General features: G+C 44.6%; 16 protein-coding genes. 9 read left to right on the top strand and 7 right to left on the bottom strand.

The window, feature by feature from the left end:
- Nucleotides 1-181: 181 nt before the first annotated feature.
- Nucleotides 182-946 (top strand): glycerophosphodiester phosphodiesterase family protein, encoded by a 765-nt coding sequence (locus tag DWX23_RS22820; RefSeq protein ID WP_122376189.1) that lies wholly within the window; start codon nt 182-184, stop codon nt 944-946.
- Nucleotides 947-950: 4 nt separating this feature from the next.
- Here the strand turns inward: DWX23_RS22820 and DWX23_RS22815 are convergent, their stop codons facing one another.
- Nucleotides 951-1499 carry an RNA polymerase sigma-70 factor gene (locus tag DWX23_RS22815; RefSeq protein WP_122376188.1) on the bottom strand — a complete coding sequence of 183 codons (549 nt, stop codon included), beginning with the start codon at nt 1497-1499 and terminating at the stop codon, nt 951-953.
- Nucleotides 1500-1647: 148 nt separating this feature from the next.
- On the opposite strand from DWX23_RS22815, the gene DWX23_RS22810 reads away from it, so the two are divergent.
- From DWX23_RS22810 to DWX23_RS22775, 8 genes are all read left to right on the top strand, one after another.
- On the top strand, nt 1648-2616 hold the full coding sequence (locus DWX23_RS22810; RefSeq protein ID WP_122376196.1) for a FecR family protein: 969 nt from the start codon (nt 1648-1650) through the stop codon (nt 2614-2616).
- 121 nt (nt 2617-2737) lie between these two features.
- Nucleotides 2738-6181 (top strand): TonB-dependent receptor, encoded by a 3444-nt coding sequence (locus DWX23_RS22805; protein ID WP_122376187.1) that lies wholly within the window; start codon nt 2738-2740, stop codon nt 6179-6181.
- A 32-nt stretch (nt 6182-6213) separates the two neighbouring features.
- Complete coding sequence (locus DWX23_RS22800) at nt 6214-7974, top strand: RagB/SusD family nutrient uptake outer membrane protein (RefSeq protein ID WP_122376186.1); 1761 nt, start codon at nt 6214-6216, stop codon at nt 7972-7974.
- Nucleotides 7975-8056: 82 nt separating this feature from the next.
- Nucleotides 8057-9430, top strand: coding sequence for a Gfo/Idh/MocA family protein (locus DWX23_RS22795; protein ID WP_122376185.1), 1374 nt, complete (start codon nt 8057-8059; stop codon nt 9428-9430).
- A 274-nt stretch (nt 9431-9704) separates the two neighbouring features.
- On the top strand, nt 9705-11624 hold the full coding sequence (locus DWX23_RS22790; RefSeq protein ID WP_122376184.1) for a beta-N-acetylhexosaminidase: 1920 nt from the start codon (nt 9705-9707) through the stop codon (nt 11622-11624).
- Nucleotides 11625-11752: 128 nt separating this feature from the next.
- A complete protein-coding gene (locus tag DWX23_RS22785; RefSeq protein WP_122355987.1) occupies nt 11753-13039 on the top strand; it encodes a hypothetical protein in 1287 nt (428 codons plus the stop codon).
- A 160-nt stretch (nt 13040-13199) separates the two neighbouring features.
- On the top strand, nt 13200-14018 hold the full coding sequence (locus DWX23_RS22780) for a phosphate ABC transporter substrate-binding protein (RefSeq protein ID WP_122376183.1): 819 nt from the start codon (nt 13200-13202) through the stop codon (nt 14016-14018).
- A gap of 154 nt (nt 14019-14172) precedes the next feature.
- The gene (locus DWX23_RS22775; protein WP_122355931.1) at nt 14173-15240 is read left to right on the top strand and encodes a nitronate monooxygenase family protein; all 1068 of its coding nucleotides are present in this window, start codon (nt 14173-14175) and stop codon (nt 15238-15240) included.
- 205 nt (nt 15241-15445) lie between these two features.
- Here DWX23_RS22775 and DWX23_RS22770 read toward each other — a convergent pair whose 3' ends face one another.
- The 6 genes from DWX23_RS22770 to DWX23_RS22745 form a co-directional block, all read right to left on the bottom strand.
- Nucleotides 15446-16894 (bottom strand): DUF3868 domain-containing protein, encoded by a 1449-nt coding sequence (locus DWX23_RS22770; RefSeq protein ID WP_122376182.1) that lies wholly within the window; start codon nt 16892-16894, stop codon nt 15446-15448.
- A 15-nt stretch (nt 16895-16909) separates the two neighbouring features.
- Complete coding sequence (locus DWX23_RS22765; RefSeq protein WP_122355927.1) at nt 16910-17476, bottom strand: DUF3575 domain-containing protein; 567 nt, start codon at nt 17474-17476, stop codon at nt 16910-16912.
- Between the two features lie 127 nt (nt 17477-17603).
- Nucleotides 17604-18209 (bottom strand): response regulator transcription factor, encoded by a 606-nt coding sequence (locus tag DWX23_RS22760; protein ID WP_122355925.1) that lies wholly within the window; start codon nt 18207-18209, stop codon nt 17604-17606.
- Nucleotides 18210-18215: 6 nt separating this feature from the next.
- Nucleotides 18216-18908 (bottom strand): hemerythrin domain-containing protein, encoded by a 693-nt coding sequence (locus DWX23_RS22755; RefSeq protein ID WP_122355923.1) that lies wholly within the window; start codon nt 18906-18908, stop codon nt 18216-18218.
- 83 nt (nt 18909-18991) lie between these two features.
- A complete protein-coding gene (locus DWX23_RS22750; protein WP_233564416.1) occupies nt 18992-19234 on the bottom strand; it encodes a hypothetical protein in 243 nt (80 codons plus the stop codon).
- The gene (locus tag DWX23_RS22745; protein WP_122355921.1) at nt 19213-19479 is read right to left on the bottom strand and encodes a hypothetical protein; all 267 of its coding nucleotides are present in this window, start codon (nt 19477-19479) and stop codon (nt 19213-19215) included. The genes DWX23_RS22750 and DWX23_RS22745 overlap by 22 nt, the downstream gene beginning before the upstream one ends.
- Nucleotides 19480-19510 lie beyond the last annotated feature (31 nt).

The following is a 19510-nucleotide window of genomic DNA, read 5'->3' as shown; positions in this document are numbered from 1 at the left end:
TATGTCCGATATCTTCTATTCCCGTTAAGATAATGTAAGACCATCATTTTTTATACTCGCATTGATTACCGGCAGTTTTAGCCGGAGTTAGAAATCTTCCGCGGATGCTCCCGAATATCGGATAAAATCTGTAAGTTTACATGCTCAATATTTTGTAACGGATTCTAATACAAAAAAGAAGATGAAGAAGAGATCAATGTTAACTATCCTGCTTGCCGTATGTTTATATGGAAGTAATGTTTTTGCCCAGACAAAAGTAATTGCCCATCGGGGATATTGGGATTGTGAAGGTTCTGCCCAGAACTCGATTACGGCTTTGAACAAAGCCCATGAGGTTGGTGCGTATGGTTCTGAATTCGACGTATCTATAACAGCTGACGGTATTCCGGTCGTCAACCACGATGACAGTATTCAGGGTTTTTGTATAGAAACATCTCTCTATGAACAACTGAAAGACCTGAAGTTGAAGAACGGGGAGACATTACCGACTCTGGAAGAATACCTGATCCAGGGAAAGAATAATAAGGGAACTCAACTGATCCTCGAGATCAAACCTCATAAAAGAGTAGTCAATGAAGACAAAGCTGTCGTGGCAATTCTTTATCTGGTACAAAAATACCAGATGGAAGACCAGGTAGAATATATTTCTTTCAGTATGAATATTTGTAAGGAGTTGATTCGGCGTGCTCCGAGTGTCCAAGTCTCTTATCTTCGTGGGGAAGTTTCACCGACAGACCTGAAGATATTAGGCTTTTCCGGCCTGGATTATCATTATAAAGTATTTGACAAACATCCTGAATGGATTCAGGAAGCCAAGGATGCCGGCCTGACGATCAATGTGTGGACAGTGGACGACCCGGCAGTGATGGAGTCATTCATAGCAAAGAATGTCGATTTTATTACAACGGACAAACCGGTACAGCTGAAGGAGATGATTGGAAAGTAACCTGCTATACTGAAAGGAATAATTGCAGGAAGTAAATATTCTTTTTCAGATATTTCAAAGCCTCATTGATGTGTCTTTCCACTGTCTTTGGGGTAATGTCGAGCCTTTCGGCAATTTCTTTATAGCTAAGTTGTTCATGGCGGCTCAGGTAAAAAACTTCTTTTTGCCTGGGCGGCAATTCGTTTACCAACCGTTCAATATAAATCTGCAGATCTTTTGCCTGTAACTCCTCTTCTATATCATAAGCCTTGTCGTAAGCCGCAAGGATAGACATTTTATAAAAAGTTTCGTTGAAATTTTTCTTTGAATTGCTGAAAATCATATTCCGGGTGATGATGAAAAGTAATCCTTCCAGATTTTCATTTTCATTTACATAACTGCGTATATCCCATAATTTGATAAAAACTTCCTGTACCACTTCCTCGGTGGTAGAATCGTTTGTGTAATAAAGTCTGCAAAACTTGTAGACTTTGTCGCAATACTTGTGATACAAAGAAGTAAAGGCCTCCTCGCTACCGCTTTTTAATGCCAGTATTAGTGATTGATTATCCAAATTAGCTTCTTTATTGATTATTGCAAAGATAGAAAAGAATTGAAGAATAGCAAAAGTATCTTAGAAAGATGAGGCGTTCTGTTAAAATAAAAAAAGTTAGATATTCTTCTGGGGGATAACTCTGAATTTGGAGTATTTAGTGTTAGATATGAAGGAAATGAAAGAAGAGGATATTATAAAAAAAGCTTTGACAAGCAGACTGACTGATAAGGAAAAAGAATTTCTGGCTGGTCAGGAGCCTGTTTTGCGCCATTTAAAAGAACAGTGGAATGAATCGGGAGATTCTTTTCTTTGTCCTGTGGCTAAAGAACGAGTGTTGGGGCGGGTTATGAGGAAGATACATCCTTATAATACCCGCCGGGACTATTGGATGAAGTATGCGGTAGCGGCTTCTTTGGCTCTGCTTATTTCGGTTGGCTCCTGGTTAATTGGGCAGAGTGGGACAGAAGAGAAAACTATTTATGTAGTAAGTGCCGGTCGGCAATCGATGGAGTCGTTCTATCTGCCGGATGGTAGTCATGTGTCGTTGAATGCCGGTGGAAGGTTAACTTATCCGGAGTCGTTCGACGGAGAAAGAAGGGAAGTATCCCTGACCGGGCAGGCTTTTTTTAAGGTACATCATGATCCGGAACATCCTTTCATCGTGAAAACAAAAGGTATGGATGTAAAGGCATTGGGGACTGCCTTCGAAGTCTTCTGTGTCGACTCTCTTTCTTATGCGGAAATGATTCTGGCAGAGGGGGCAGTTGAGGTAAGTACAAAGAATGAGCAGGGTAAAGAGGACGTCTTACTGGTAAAGCCTGATGAGAAACTGGCTTATGTGATAGGAGGAAAGGCTGAAATTGTGCAGGTAAATGCCGATCTGTATTCATCTTGGCGCAGGGATGGAAAACCTAATTTCAAAAATGAAAAACTGGGAATGATTCTTCCACGTCTGGAAAGCTGGTACGGTATAAGTATAAAATGTCCGGTTGAACTGGCCGGTAAATATAGTTTTACCTTTTCTATTCACGATGAGTCGTTGGAACTTTTACTGGATATCATATCCAAAAGTTCTCCGGTTGCCTATCGTAAAAGGGGAGACAGCTTTGTATTGTATGAGAAAGTCAATAAATAATTATGTTAAACTTAAATCAGAAATATATGAAAAACAGGCAAAGTGGATAATAAGAGACAGTAGGAATATTGGCTGATAAAGAGAAAGAAAAAACGCATATTTATTTTATCTAATTATTAATATGAACAAACGAGTTATTTTGTTGAAGGATGTGTTCTGTAAGCAATTCAGAAAGCAGATCACACAGTTGTTTCTGGTAGGTGCGATAGGATTGGTTCCTATCTCGGCTTTTGCACAAGTCTATCAAATTACCATGAAGAAAAGTAATGCACCTTTGTCGTCTGTGATTGCAGAAATAGAGAAAGAGAGCGGCTATACTTTCTTTTATAATGATGACCAGATCAATCTGGGTAAGAAAATTTCAATCGATGTTACTGATGCTTCTCTGGATGTGGTATTGAACCATATGTTCAGGAATACCGGATATGTTTACCGGATTGTGAATAATCAGATTGTAGTTTCAAAAGCTTCCGATGAAAAGGCTTCTGCACGTACACTGTCTGTGAATGCAGCGCAACAGCAGAAGAGTGTTACGATCAAAGGGGGCGTGAAAGATGCACATGGCGAACCTGTTATCGGTGCCAGCGTGGTGGAAGCTGGAACGACAAACGGAACTGTAACTGATTTTGAAGGTAATTTTGTCCTGACAGTGTCAGGAAGAGATAAGCACGTGCTTATCTCTTATATTGGTTATACAACAAAAAATATAGCTTTGAAAGACGGGCAGACTTCGGTTAATGTTATACTTGAAGAGGACTCTGAACTGTTGGATGAAGTTGTTGTAGTGGGCTACGGTACACAAAAAAAAGTGAACCTGACCGGCTCGGTCGCAGCTATCGGTTCGGAAGAAATCAAAGACCGCGTACAAACAAATGTACTGGCAGCCGTTCAGGGAACTGTTCCCGGCGTAACGGTAATATCCCGTCCTGGATCGACACCGTCAATTAACTTCCGTGGTCGCGGTAACCTGGGTACATCTTCTCCTTTATATGTGATCGATGGCGCTATAGCTGATGCCGACTTGTTTTCGAATCTGGATCCGAACAGTATTGAGACAATCTCTTTTCTGAAAGATGCTTCTTCTTCTGCAATTTATGGTTCACGTGCTGCTTATGGTGTAGTATTGGTTACAACCAAACGCGGACAGAAAGAAAAGATGAATGTTTCTTACAGCGGCTATGTCGGAATGAAAATGCCTACTTATCTGCCGGATGTACTCGATTCATGGGATTATGCGATCTTGTTGAACGAGGCATTTTATAATCGCGATGCAAGTAATGGTAAAAATGCCGCTTATTCGGAAGATGAGATCAAGTGGTTCCGAGACGGTTCGAAACCGGATTATTATCCGAATACGAAATGGGCGGATCTGGTGCTCGATAATCCGGTGGTTACCACACAGCATTCGTTGAATTTTAGCGGAGGTAGTGATAAAGTGCGTTTCTTCTCCGGATTGGGATATCTGTATGATGACAAGTTCATGCCGGGACAAAGTTCACAGCGCTATAATTTGGATATCAATGTGGCTGCCGATGTAACAAAGTGGCTGACATTGAAATCGGGCGTGAAGTTTATCCGTAGTACTAATAAAACGGAACATGGAGTTGCTTCGATTGGAAATTTCCTGATGGTACCTTCTACGATGGTTGCGCAGCAGTCGAACGGCGAATGGGGTTCCATTGCCGGAGGAAAGGCTGCTACCCAGTCGTTTATGAACGGTAACCCGTTACGTGCCCTGAGTAAGAATAACTGGTCGGACGGTAAGACCGACAATACAATGATCGATCTGGGATTCGATCTTAAACCTGTTAAAGGCTTGGTGATCTCCGGGCAAGGTGCATTCAAAGGATGGGAAAGTAAATCAAGAGGGTATACCGCTTTGCAGGATAATGTAAAGAATTTTGAAACAGGAGCTGAAATCCCAGGAACCGGTGTGTATACAAATGAAATGAATATGTTCTGGCAGAGTGAAAACCGGACTATGTATACATTGACGGCCCGCTATGACTGGTCGAATAAGGTACATAATATCGGTATACTGGCCGGAACTTCGTACGAACATTATAAATATGAACGTCTTTATACGAAATGGAAAGATTTTGTAACGGATGATCTGGAAGATATGACGACTGGTGGAGAGATCAGCAAAGATCAACCGGACCAGAATTCGTATGGTACGCCGCTGAGAGAATATAAGATTCTATCTTATTTCGGCCGTTTGAATTATAGCCTGCTGGATCGTTATCTGTTTGAAGCAAATCTGCGTGCGGATGCTTCCTCCCGTTTCCACAAAGATAACCGTTGGGGGATTTTCCCGTCTTTCTCTGCCGGATGGCGTATCAACCAGGAAAATTTCATGCAGCAGATCGATTGGATCAATAACCTGAAAATCCGTGCATCATGGGGTACGTTGGGTAATATTAATAACGTAGGTAATTACGATTATTTCCAACTGTATAATAATGGTGCGGATTATAACTTCGACAATGAGGCTGTAAAGGGTGTACTGGAATCAAAACCGGCAAACGAGAAATTAGGCTGGGAAACGGTTGCCCTGACCGATATAGGTGTCGACTTCGATATCTTCAACGGACTACTGAGCTTAACAGCTGATTACTATGTGAAGAATACCAGTGATATCTTGCTGAGTTATAATGTGCCGTTGGAAACAGGTATTTGGTCTAACCCTTCGCAAAACATAGCCAAGGTGCGTAACAGTGGTTTTGAACTGGCTTTGACGCATCGCAAATCGTTCGGCGATTTTTCTTATGTGGTAAGTGCCAATATCGCAACCAACCATAATGAGATCAAAGATATGGGTGAATCTGATGATATTATCCAGAATGGTGGTGACAAGATACGCTATATCCTGCGCGAAGGCGAGTCAATCGGTTCTTTCTTCGGACTAAAAACAGACGGGTTGTATACACAGGAAGAGATCGATGCCGGTCATTATTATACCTACGGTCGTAAACCGAAAGCCGGTGATATAAAGTATGTTCCGCAACGCGAGAATGTAGAATGGGGTAGTGCCATTAACGGAGAAGACCGCACGATTATCGGTAAAGATGTGCCTGACTTTACATATGGTATTAATTTGAATCTGCAATATAAAGACTTCGAGCTTTCTATTTTCGGACAAGGTGTATCCGGGACAATGGCTGGTTTTGAATCTGAACAGGTTTCTGCTTTTATGTTGAACTCAAACCCACGTAAGTTCCATCTGGGACGCTGGACAGAGGAGAATTCGAATCCGCGTGCTGTTTATCCCCGTATCTATGGCGGACACAGTTTGGATGATTATAATCAGTATTTCTCAGATTACCAGTTGTTTGATGCAGACTATTTCCGCATCAAGACTATATCTCTGGGTTATCGTGTTCCGTCTAATCTTATTTCCAAATGGGGAATGTCTTCTTTGAAATTTTTCCTGACCGGTGAAAACCTGTTTACGTTGCGTGCCGATCATGTGATGAAAGATTTCGATCCTGAAGCCTCTTCCGGGCGTGGTATCGGTTCGTTAGGAACCAAGTCGGTTGCTTTCGGCGTGAACGTATCTTTTTAATTGATTCAATAATTTTAAATTAAGTAAGAGTAATGGTAAATCTAAATATAAAGAAATGGGCAGTGCTTGGTTTGATAACTGCCTTTTTTACAGCTTGTGATTTGGACGTGATTCCGCCATCCGATATATCGGCAGAAAGTTTTTGGACATCGGAGAAAGACGCATGGTACGGTTTGAATGCCTGTTATGCACAAGGGAACGGTTTTGATATCTGGGATGAGATGTGTACAGATAATGCCCATAGTCATAAACCTTGGGAAGGTCCATACGAATCTATCCAGCAAAGTGAACTGAGTACGGCGGAAGACCGTGGATATAGTTTCAGCACGGTTCGTATTGTGAACAACTTTCTGGAGAAGGTGGATAACTGTGAAATGGACGAAACCCTGAAAGAAAGGATGAAAGCGGAAGCTCGTTTTTTCCGTGCCCAGGCTTATTTGGATCTGACAACTAAATTTGGAAAAGTGCCAGTTGTAACAACTGTGATGGAATATGATGCACCGAATGTTCCGCGTGATCCGGTGGATAAAGTACAGTCTTTTATTCTGGACGAACTGGCTGCTATTGCTGCTGTCCTGCCGGACAAATATAACGGTGGTTATACAGAGGAAACCGGGCGTATCACACGTGCCGCCGCTTTGGCTTTGCGTGCACGTGCCGCACTGTATTTCGGAAATTTCACAGAAGCTGAAGCTTCGGCTAACAACATTATTAAAGAGGGGCACCATTCATTGTTCCGTGTGACGTCTTTGAATGAAGCACAGAGGAAAGAAGCGGAAGAATTAGGTCAGTTTATTGATTTTGAAGCAAAAGGTATCGATAAGGACAAGTTTGCAAAAGGACTGTTCAGCTATGAAGCTCTTTGGCATCATGACAATGCTTCTCCTTCCAATCCTGAGTATATCCAGACCCGCGAATATATGAATGACGATAATAATAATGACTGGGCACGTTATACGTATATCCGTCCCAGCCAGATGGGATCAGGATACTCTTCATTCGAACCGATGCAGGACTTGGTGGATGCCTATTGGGATATTGACGGCAAAACAGTGCGTTCGTTGATCCCGATGGAAACCCGTAAAGCAAATTTCGAGGTGATTACTGCTGAGGTGGATGGCCTGGATCAGGCAGCCTATATAGCAAAGGTTCCAACTATGGATCTTGCAAAATTTGCTTATATGCAGGAGTTCCGTAACCGCGACAGCCGTTTGTACGCTTCTATCCAGTTCCCGTTCAAGGGTTGGCACGAAACAGACTTTAAAGGCGGCACGTTTTATTACAGATGGGATCCGACCAAAGCCGGACTGGACGGAAATGAATCATGGAGCGGATATAGCTATCGTAAAATGGTGGCATTGAGTCCATATAACGATTATAACAGTTCTGACGATTATCCAGTCATCCGTTATGCCGAAGTGTTACTCACTTTCGCGGAAGCCCGTATTGCTAATTCTGGCTGGGACGGTGAAGTGCAGGCTGCATTGAACGATCTGCGTGACCGTTGCGGAATGCCGAATGTGCCGACTACCATGCCTTCAAAAGATGCTGCTTTGGAATTTGTACGTAATGAACGCCGTATAGAACTGGCCGGCGAAGGACATCGTTATGATGATATCCGCCGCTATGGTTCGGCCTATGGGCAGAAGGCTATGAATGGAATTACATATGCTCCGAACGGATATAAACTGATCGAAAAAAAATGGAACGATCGTATCCTTTTGATGCCTATACCTCAAAATGCAATGGACTTGAACCCGCTTCTGAAAGATGATCAGAATCCAGGGTATTAATTGACCTTAGTTCCGGGCCGTCCGGTATGAAGGATGGCCCGCTTTTCTTAACTTATTCGCACTTTATATATTTAAAATACTTATGAGAAGAATTGTTTATTTATTGTTTTTACTGGCTGTTTTAGCCAGTTTTACCTGTAGTCAGTCGGTGGCACAGGTAAGAATGATCCCGACATCAACACCTGAACGTCCTGCCGGACAGACAGATGTTTTGAATCTGGCTTGCGATCCTATCCCGACGGTACGTATTGCGTATATCGGTTTGGGTATGCGTGGAAGCGGAGCTGTTTATCGTTCTACTTTCCTGGAAGGAGTAGAAGTGAAAGCTCTTTGTGACCTGAATGGTGACTACGTGAAAAGTGCGCAAAAGACATTGACAGATAAAAAACTGCCTGTAGCCGATGAATATACCGGTTTGGATGATTGGAAAAAAATCTGTGAACGGGATGACATCGACTTGGTTTATATTTGCACAGACTGGTTGAAGCATACTCCTATGGCTGTTTATGCGATGGAACATGGCAAACATGTGGCTGTGGAAGTCCCTGCAGCCATGTCGATCGATGAATGTTGGCAATTGGTTAATGCGGCAGAAAAGACTCGTAAGCACTGTATGATGCTTGAAAACTGCTGTTATGACTTCTTTGAAATGGCAACTTTGAATATGGCTCAACAGGGAGTATTCGGTGAGGTGATCCATGGGGAGGGCGCTTACATCCACGACCTGCGTTCATTAAATTTCTATCCGAGTGAGAAGGGTGGTTATCAGGGAATGTGGCGTTTGAAATACAATGAGGAACATACCGGAAATCCGTATCCCACCCATGGATTGGGGCCGATCTGTCAGATTATGAATATTCACAGAGGGGATAAAATGAATTATCTGGTATCCATGTCCACTAAACAGGTGGGGATGACTGAATATGCCAAAGAAACTTTCGGAGCCGATTCAAAAGAGGCGAAACAGACCTATAAAGTAGGTGATATGAATACTACGTTGATCCAGACGGAGAAAGGAAAGACTATTCTGATTCAGCATGATGTTACCAGTCCGCGTCCGTACGACCGTCATCATGTCGTTAGCGGAACGAAAGGTTTTGCCCAGAAATATCCCGTAGAAGGTATTGCTCTGGAGCCTGAAGCACACGAATTTCTTAATAAAGCGCAAATGGATTCCATCATGGCTTTGTATGAACATCCGATAACTAAAGAGGTCGGAGAAAAAGCCCGGAAAGTAGGGGGCCATGGTGGTATGGACTTTATTATGGATTATCGTCTTATTTACTGTCTGCATAATGGTTTGCCGTTAGATCAGGATGTATATGATGCAGCCGAATGGTCTTGCCTGACCGAGCTGACGGAAACATCCGTGAAGCATGGAGGTGTCCCGGTCGAAATCCCTGACTTTACCCGTGGTGCATGGGATAAACTGAAAGGTTTGCAGTTTGCAAAATAACATCGGGTATAAGGAGGAAAGGGGGCTGTCGGACGTTCGTTGTATATGGATTGGGTGAAGAAGGTAAACACATCAATATATCCCGTGGAAGGAGAAGCAGCTGTTAAAGCGATTGTTCAGTAAGAAATGAACTGGTTATCCTGGCGATTATAGGCTGGGGATAACTCAGAGAAACAATAAGAAGAGAGTCTCTCCGGTAATTTACCGGGGAGACTTTTCTGTTTATCAATGAATTGTTATCTTCGTGCAGAATTTCTAACATAAACAAAAAATAATGAAAAGAACACTGCTAAGTTTTGCTACAGCCGCTTTGTTGTTTACCTCTACGTCTTGTGCCGACAAGACCTGTGCGACAGCGGACAAAGAACTCGCCTTGATTCCCGTGCCGCAGGAAATGACTGTCGGTTCGGATTGTTTTACACTTACACGCAGAGCTTCAATCACGTTGGATACTTCGAACGAAGATCTGAAGGGTATTGCGCAGTATTTTAATGAAAAGATAGCTCCGGCTACCGGCTTCACTCTCCCTGTAGAGAAACATGGGAAGATCGAATTCAAGCTGACGGACGATGCGGCATTGGGTGATGAAGGATACCACCTGAAAGTGAAACACGGCGATATTATCCTGACAGCCAATAAACCTGCGGGTATCTTCTACGGTGTGCAGACCTTGTTGCAGATGCTTCCGGCTGAGATCAAGAGCACAACCGAACAGCCGACAGATAAGAAATGGACGATCCCCTGTGTCGATATCACGGACAAACCGCAGTTCCCCTGGCGTGGTCTGATGCTCGACGTAAGCCGTCATTGGTTTACTAAAGAGGAAGTGATGAAATATATCGACGAATTGGCGGAATACAAAATGAATGTTTTCCACTGGCACCTGACGGATGACCAGGGATGGCGTCTGGAAATAAAATCTTTGCCGAAACTGACTGAGGTAGGTGCCTGGCGTGCTCCGCGTGTCGGACAGTGGTGGCAGCGCGAACGCCAGCAACCGGGAGAAGAAGCTACTTACGGCGGTTTCTATACCCAGGAAGATGTGAAGGAAGTGTTGGCTTATGCTGCTAAACGGTTTGTTCGCGTTATTCCTGAGATAGATGTACCGGGGCATGGTGTTGCTGCGCTGGTGGCTTATCCGGAACTCGCTTGTATGAAAGCGCCGGATGCAGTGAATGTCGGGAATAAATTTTACGGAGAAGACGAAAACACGCTTTGTATAGGAAAAGAATCTACTTTTGAATTCATGGATAAAGTGCTGACGGAAGTGGCTGCCCTTTTCCCGGATGAATATATCCATATTGGCGGTGACGAATGCTTCAAAGGCTTCTGGCATAAATGTCCCCGTTGTCAGGCTCGTATGAAAGCAGAGAACCTGAAGAATGAAGAAGAATTACAAAGCTATTTCATCCACCGGATGGGAGATATGCTGAAAGAGAAAGGCAAAAAGCTGGTCGGCTGGGATGAGATCCTGGAAGGTGGTCTTGCCCCGGATGCCAATGTAATGAGCTGGCGCGGTATGGAAGGCGGTATCAAGGCAGCCCAGGCGGGACATCATGTGATCATGACACCGACAAACCATTGTTATATCGACCTGTGGCAGGGTGAACCTTCCGTAGAACCGGATACCTATTCCATGTGCCGTCTGAAAGACTCCTATAGTTTCAATCCCGTACCGGAAGGTGTACCTGCCGAAATGGTGCTGGGCGGACAGGGAAATCTGTGGGCTGAATCGGTTCCGACTTTCCGTCATGCTGAATATATGACGTGGCCGCGTGGCTGGGCATTGGCCGAGGTGTTATGGAGCGGACCGGCTAAGAGCGACTGGAACGGATTCTGGCCTCGTGTAGAGAAACATTTCGTACGTGCCGACCAGGCAGACATTAATTACGCCCGTAGTATGTATAATGCAATTGTCAGCCCGTACCTGCAGGACGATGTCTTGAAAGTGGAGCTGGGTAGCGAGATCGACGGAACGGATATTTATTACACATTCGACAATACCGATCCCGACCGCCACACTCCGAAATACTCGGAACCGCTCAGTATTCCAAAGAATGCAACATGGCTCCGTATCGTAACTTACCGCGACGGTAAACCAGTCGGAAAAGTCATTACCCTGACTGTAAAAGAGCTTGCCAAACGTGCCGAAAAGGACAAACGTACCACCCACGGTAACCTGGATGTAAGCTGATCCTGATGGACGAAACGCTTGTAACGTATTTGTAATAAGGATGCAATACATGTGAAATAGCAATGCTGTTTCTTTGCAACCGGAAACAGCATTGTAATACATTTTTCACTGCACCAACCAACTCAGGAATGAAGATAACAAATGTAATGGCGCTCCTCCTGTTGGCGCTGCTTCCCTTTTTCGCGGAAGCTCAAAACACGGAACAATTAGATGCCCGCATCGATTCGCTTGCGGAAGAAACAGCAACACTGGATAAGATCGTAAAGGGACTGAGTAAGTTCAAAGTCTCTGCTTATATCCAGGGGCAATATCAGTATGGACAGGAAGATGCTACCCTGAAGGTCGGCGATAAGAACGAACACGAAGATAAAGGTTTTAACCGCATCGGCATCCGTCGCGGACGACTGAAGTTTGAATATAACGACGGTATCGGTACCGGAGCCGTACAGATCGAAGCTAACGATAAAGGTGTCAGTTTCCGCGATCTGTATATCGGAATTAAGGATCCCTGGACGAAGCGAAGCCAGCTGATGGCAGGTGTTTTCAACCGTCCTTTTGGTTACGAGATCGGTTATTCGACCAGTGGCCTGGAGTCGCCCGAACGTGCTACGATCATCCAGTATTTTTTCCCGGATGAACGCGACCTGGGGGCCATGTTAACGCTGCGTGCGAAGAAAGAAAGTCCTTTGGGTTTCCTTCGTCTGGACGCCGGATTGTTTGCCGGTAACAGTATCAATCGCGAAACCGACAGCCGTAAAGATTTTATCGGGCGTCTGGGAGCCGAGAAAGAAATCGGAAACTGGGGTAAATGGGGAGCGGGTTTCTCTTATTATAATGGCGGCGTTTACAATCCGACAACGGAAGCTTACGAAATGAAGGATAAACGTTTCGTCAAAATAGATAAAGATGAAACGGGTACGTATATGAAGCGTGAATATCTCGGTCTGGATGCGCAGTTGAGTTTTCTGAGTTCATGGGGAACAACAACATTACGCGCTGAAGGCCTGTTGGGTACGCAGCCAGGGATTGCTTCCAGCAGTAAAAGCCCGAATACCGGTACGCGCCCTGAAAACCTGCCGGAGAATGCCTTGTTCAAACGTCCGTTCATCGGCTATTTTTTCTACCTGGTACAGGATATCGGAACTTCCCCATTTTCAGCCGTATTCAAGTATGATGTATATGATCCGAATACCAAGTTGAAAGGGAATGAGATCGGTTTGGACGGTTCCAATACTTCTAAAACCGACCTGGCACAAAGTACGTTCGGTGTCGGTGCTCTCTATCGTTTTAATAAACATATCCGTGTACAGGCTTACTATGAATTCAACTTCAATGAAAAGAGCGACTTCGTAAAAGGATACGAAAAAGACCGCAAGGACAATGTCCTGACCGTCCGTTTACAGTATAAATTCTAAAACAAGTCGGAATGGGAACCTGTCCGGGCATAAGCTTCAGTTACAAATAAGGCATGCCTGATTATAGGTTTATTCTTCATAGAAATGTAACACCTGTTTCATGCCGTTGAAATACGCCTGTACTTACTTTGCAGTAAGAAAATTAATTCAATAAAGAGTAATGAAAAAGACGATTCTTTTGGCCGCTATGGCCATCGGTTTATTTACAACAAACGTATTTGCACAGAAGATCAAAGGTAGCGATACCTGCTTACCGGTCAGCCAGACGGAAGCCGAGAACTTTATGAATAAGAATAAAGGAACAAAAGTAACGGTTACTGGTGGTGGTTCGGGTGTCGGTATTTCTGCCCTGATGGAAGGTACGACTGATATCGCCATGTCTTCCCGTAAGATGAAATTCGATGAAAAGGTCCGTCTGCAGGAAGCAAAGAAGAACGCAAAGGAAGTGGTGATTGCCTATGATGCCCTGGCAGTGGTTGTCCATCCGTCCAATAAAGTAGATAACCTGACCCGCGAACAACTGGAAGGTATCTTTACCGGGAAGATCAAGAACTGGAAAGATGTAGGCGGAGCTGATATGAAGATCGTGGCTTATTCACGTGAAACATCTTCCGGTACCTATGAGTTTTTCAAGGAAAGTGTATTGAAGAACAAGAACTATATGAACGGTATCCTGAGTATGCCCGCTACCGGAGCTATTATCCAGTCGGTGAGCCAGACAAAAGGTGCTATCGGTTACGTCGGACTGGCGTATGTCAATAAGGACGTAAAACCGCTTCATGTCTCTTACGATGCCGGGAAAAATTATGTAGAACCTTCTTTTGCGAATGCAAAGAACAAGACCTATCCGATCGTTCGTCCGTTGTTCTACTATTACGAAGTGAAAAGTGAAGGCCGCGTAAAGCCTTTCATCGATTATGTGTTGTCTGCTGAGGGACAAGAAATTGTGAAGAAAGTGGGTTATATCCCGGTTAAATAGTTTAGTCTTTAAAGGTTTTGCTTTAGTTTTAATCTGAAGGGCCGATGTTATTGCACAAAAAAGATATACCTGTGCAATAATATTGGTCCTTTTTGCACATCATTTGGTTTATTGTGCTACCTTTGCTGCGTATTTATAAACTATATAAACTTACATGAAGACATTAACAATCGGAGATCTCAAACCCCGTTTCCCAATTATCCAGGGTGGGATGGGCGTAGGTATATCTCTATCCGGCTTAGCCTCGGCCGTTGCAAATGAAGGTGGGATTGGCGTTATCTCCGCCGCCGGTCTCGGACTTTTATATAAGAAATTATCTCCCAATTACACTGAAGCTGGCAATTTAGGCCTGGCTGAAGAGATACGTAAAGCCCGTGAAAAGGCCAAAGGTATCATCGGTGTAAACGTGATGGTCGCATTGTCTGACTTCGCTGAACTGGTGAAGACAAGTATCGCCGAAAAGGTCGATATTATCTTCAGTGGTGCAGGTCTGCCTCTCGACTTACCGTCTTTCCTGAAGAAAGACAGCGTAACGAAGCTGGTGCCTATCGTATCGAGTGCACGTGCCGTACGCATCATCTGCGAGAAATGGAAAAACAACTACGACTATCTTCCCGATGCTGTCGTGTTGGAAGGCCCGAAAGCAGGCGGTCACCTTGGTTACAAGGAAAACCAGCTTGAAGACGAACATTTCTCACTGGAAGAGTTACTGCCGCAGGTAGTACACGAAGTTTCTCTCTTTGAAGAGAAATATCACAAGAGTATCCCGGTAATTGCAGCAGGAGGCATTTATACGGGTGAAGATATCAAACGCATGATGGACCTTGGAGCATCAGGCGTTCAATTAGGAACCCGTTTTGTCACCACCACCGAGTGCGACGCTTCTGATGCTTTCAAAGAGAGCTACATCAAAGCGGAAGAGAAAGACATCGAGATCATCAAGAGCCCTGTCGGAATGCCGGGGCGTGCGATCCATTGTAACTTCCTCGAGAAGGTGAAGGCAGGCATCAAGCAACCGAAGGCATGTCCTTTCAACTGCATCAAGACGTGCGATATCTCGAAGAGCCCTTATTGCATCGTTACGGCGTTGTATAATGCTTTCAAAGGAAACTTTGAAAACGGTTATGCTTTTGCCGGAAGTAATGCCTGGAAGACCAGCCGTATCATGTCGGTGAAGGAAACGATCAATGAACTGATCAGCGAGTGGAAGTCGAAAGAATGATTTTTATCTACTTATATGAATACAAAACCCCGGTAGGCATAATGCTTATCGGGGTTTTATTATTATTGTTCAGGATCTTGTCCTGTCTTAGTAGTGTTACCGTATGTAGCATGCCAGTGCTGCTGTATGTAGGTAAGTAGTGTTACTACATGTACGTTAATAGTGCTACTAAGCATGACTTACCTATCCTGTCGGCAAGCAGTGATTATTGCTCATCCAACCATTTACTTAATCCTTCCTTATTCTGTACTGCGGCTGCAACACCAGCATTAGCTGCTTTGCTGAAATACTCGAGCGCTTTCTGATACTCTTTCTTTTTCGCATAGGCAACACCGAGGTTGTTCCATGCTTCCGGCGTGTTGATCTTCTGCAGACGTTCGATGCCGGCGTCGGTAGCTCCGCGTTCTATTTCGAGAGCAGCCGTGTTCTGTTGTGCAACCGGATCGGTCGGGTAGAGACGTACGGCAATATCGAATACTTCTTTAAATTCAGCACTTTCCTTCGGATAGGTGTTGGCTACCACGAACATTTCGTTCAGGCTCAGATACTGAGGTTTCGTTTTGATTACCTGTTTGGCTTCGTTTACATCGAACGGGCGGGCAATATAAGCCAGTGTATAGTCGATACGACGCAGGGCAGGATAATAATCGTCCAGCAACATGCGATATGTCTTACCACCGTTCAGCGCTTTTAGTTGTGCTTTACGTTTGTTGATATCGGAGATTTCCAGCACTTTGAGGATTTCATCGCGATTGGACAGGTTGGATGCTTTGACTGCATTGCGCAGGCCGATCCAGTCTTCACCTTCCCAATTGACTTTCATCAGTGAAGCAGCCATATCTTCCTTATCTTTCATATAAGTGGCAAAAGCTTTGGCACGGCTTTCCGACAATTTCATATTATACTCGTAACCACCTTCAGGAGATGCATAACCGGTGATGTTGAACTCGGTGAACTTCAGGTTCTTGTCATTACGTACTTCATTCACGATCTTGTTGACGTCTTTCAGTTCGGCAGCGTTATTCTTGAAGTCATGCAACAGGACAGACTTGCCTACTTCGAAGTTCAGATAAGCCGAATGGGTTTCGCTACGTTGTTTTACCGGTTCTGCCGGAGGAGTTACATAGCTTAGTTCGTAAGTCGGTGCAACCACGGGCGGCAATATACGTGACGACAGCGGAGTGATGTTGCTGGCTATATCACATGAGGCACATCCGGTCGTATTCGCCTGCATCACCAGTGAGGCGTTACGCATCCAGCTCTCGTATGGTACGGAGAGTGTCATCGGAATAGACTCCGCCTGGTTTTTCTTGTGACGGAAGATGACGGTCGGTGTCTGTGCGAACGGTTCGGCACCGAAGCCCATTTCGCGGTCGAGCGCTTTCATACGTTTCTTGCCGGTTACAACGAACGGATCGAACTTGATCGTATTTGCCTTGTCGGCCGATTGAAGAACCGGAGTGATGATAACCATGTTCTGCGATTTCAGGTTCATGTTGGTGAGGTTGGCGGTTGTCGATAATACAACCTGGCTACCCTCTTTTTTTACTTGCAGGTCGCTGTATGCTATACCGTCGGGGCTAACAGTCTGTGCCTGCATGCTCCCATAGGCGGAGCATAATAAAACGGTTGCTATATAGAATAACTTCTTCATTTTGCTTGCTTGATTTTAGTGGATAAAATAGATAAAAGAGATAGACGCTTTCGTCACACCCCAGTAGTTGTGGTTGCCTGTACGAAGTTTCGGCATATCTTTGCCTTTGGCGTATTCGTCGTAATGCATACGGGCGTAGCCTGCACCGATCTCGGCTTCGAGTCCCCAGCGTTTGCTCAATATCCATTGATGACCGATACTGACGCCTCCACCATACATATAACCATCGTAGCGATGGTTTTCCAGTTTCTTGAACATATCGAACGGCAACTTGAATCCGGCTACATCGTACTGCCCGCCCAGGGCATGGACTCCGATGAACGTACCGTTGAACTTCTCGCAAGTCCAGAAACGAACGCCGGCATGGGCAAGCCAATGCTTGAACTGTTTGTCGTTGTTAAACTCGAATGGGTTATAACCCGCAGAAAGGTCCATCGTAACCTTCTTCCCCAATCCTACTTCCAGACCTAAGTTGGGAGTGGCGGTGGCATCGTAGACGATATTGTTCTTTAACGCAACATGCTGTGCACTTGCATACAATGAGAATAATAACGTTGCTCCTATTAAAAAGAATCTCTTCATATGATATTCATTATTAGTGATACTCATGAATGTAACATAAGTAGAGACGTGAATGTTCGTGGTTGTTATAAAAAAAGGGTGAAATGTTAGCGTTAATTATTAAGGGGCACGCTGAAGCCTCTCCAAGTCAGGCCTTTTTGATGTCACTAAGTTCTACCAGCTTGTTCACTATGGCATAGACCGTAAGGGCACTGGCACTGTGTACCTGTAGTTTGCGGGCGATGTTCCTCCGGTGTGTGATGACGGTATGGGTGGAGAGAAACAGGCGGTCGGCTATCTCGCGGTTGGTCATACCTTTGACTACGCAGACGACGATCTCTTTCTCGCGCGTACTCAAAGTTTGTTGTTCGTCTGCGTCATTACCTTCTTCTTTCTTTGCGTGCAGGCGCTCCAGTTTATGCTTCAACTCGTCGGCACTGTCGAAGATGCTGATCTGATCGTCGTAATAACGGGTGAGGGAATGGTCCGTGAGTGTATAAAGCAGGGCGAAACACTTCATATCCGGGCATCCGGTCATCTCTTTTAAGTGAGGGATCGTGAAATAACCCGGGATAGAAGGGTTGATGATAAGGATATCCGGTTGGTGTGTCCGGAGATCTTCTGTAAGCGATTCGATGGTTGCTATTTCTGAGATCTGGATGCGGAGACCTGGCAGGTGCTTTAACATTGTTTCCAACCCGCTGCGGATAATAGCGGAAGGTTCAGCAATAACGATCTTCAAATAAGCACTCATAGGTTGTTATTTAATTGTTTTTTCTAATGCAAGTATTGCAGGCATGAAGAGGTAGTCTTCCACATGGTTGTGGGAAGCCAGGTCTTGTTCCGTGGCGAAGATATCGAAGAGGACACTGTTCAGCAGGTTACTTCCGGGACCGGGGTAATATTTGATCAGGATGTTCTTCAGTTCGACAATCTTCATTTCTATCTGGTCATGCCGTTTGCGGAAAATAGAAATATTATATTTCGGATCTTTTACTCCTTTCAACAGATCGCGGACATACGGGAAAACGACTTTCTCTTCGTATGACATATGTTTATTTACCTCTTCGGCATATTCATCGAAGAAGCGCTGGATGACAAAGGCTACGTCCTGCGGACATTCGCCGATCGATTCCAGCAGCTTTCTGCGCAGATGCGGCAGCCGGAAATTGAGGAAGTAATCGTGTGCATTATGGAGATAAGTGATCAGAGCCTCGATGGACAGGCATTTGTCCACGTTCATAACCGGAGCGGATACATCTTGTGTCAGGAAGTTGACGACTGTGAGAAAAGTACAGGCATCGACACCATTCTGACGGCATACTTCTCCGATGTTCTTTTCACCGAAGCCCAGGGCAATGCCAAAACGACTCATCACGAGCACCATCGGATAGTTCTCGCATATAAGATCACTCATTTTGTCGGTTTCCCGGTATTTCCCATTTTTATACATAAGCTATAATCGTCCTTTCTTTTTTGTTTTGGTGTTTGACTGCTCAAAGATACTTCTTTTTTAGGGAACCTCTTGGCTTGTTATTAATCTTTCACGTTTGTTGGGTCTGTTTGTTCTCCATATGGAGCCATCGGCTCGTTCAGATATTTGGGGTCCTGATTGCGTAACGTATAGGCCAGACGCGCCGGATTACGACGGTTATCCCACAGGACAAGAACGGTAATCTGTTCGTCGCTGTGGTGGTAGAATACGGAATAGTCGTCTATAACGAGGGCATGACGGATATGGGGGTATTCTGTCCATTTTACTCTTCTTTTCCTAGCCATTCGTCAAAGAATTGATCCATTTCCTCTTCCGTATAAGTCTGCCCGCTCCGCATCTGTTCTAATGCCAAGTCTATTCTTCCTTTCAGTTCGGGGGAGAAATGGAGAACACCGTCTTCAACATAGGGACTTTCTGCTTTAACGCCATCCTGTTCGTTGAAGATTTCTTCAATCCTGTCGAGGATATCCTCGTCGAAGGTCTCTTCCAGGCGGTCTATCAGTTTCTGTTTGCGTTGTAAGAATGTCATAAGGCTTTTGTTTTAAAGTGTTGCTACAAAT

The organism is Parabacteroides sp. AF18-52, from assembly GCF_003479145.1.
In the GTDB taxonomy this organism is placed as follows: Bacteria; Bacteroidota; Bacteroidia; order Bacteroidales; family Tannerellaceae; genus Parabacteroides; species Parabacteroides faecis.
This window is presented reverse-complemented; position numbering and strand designations above follow the sequence as displayed.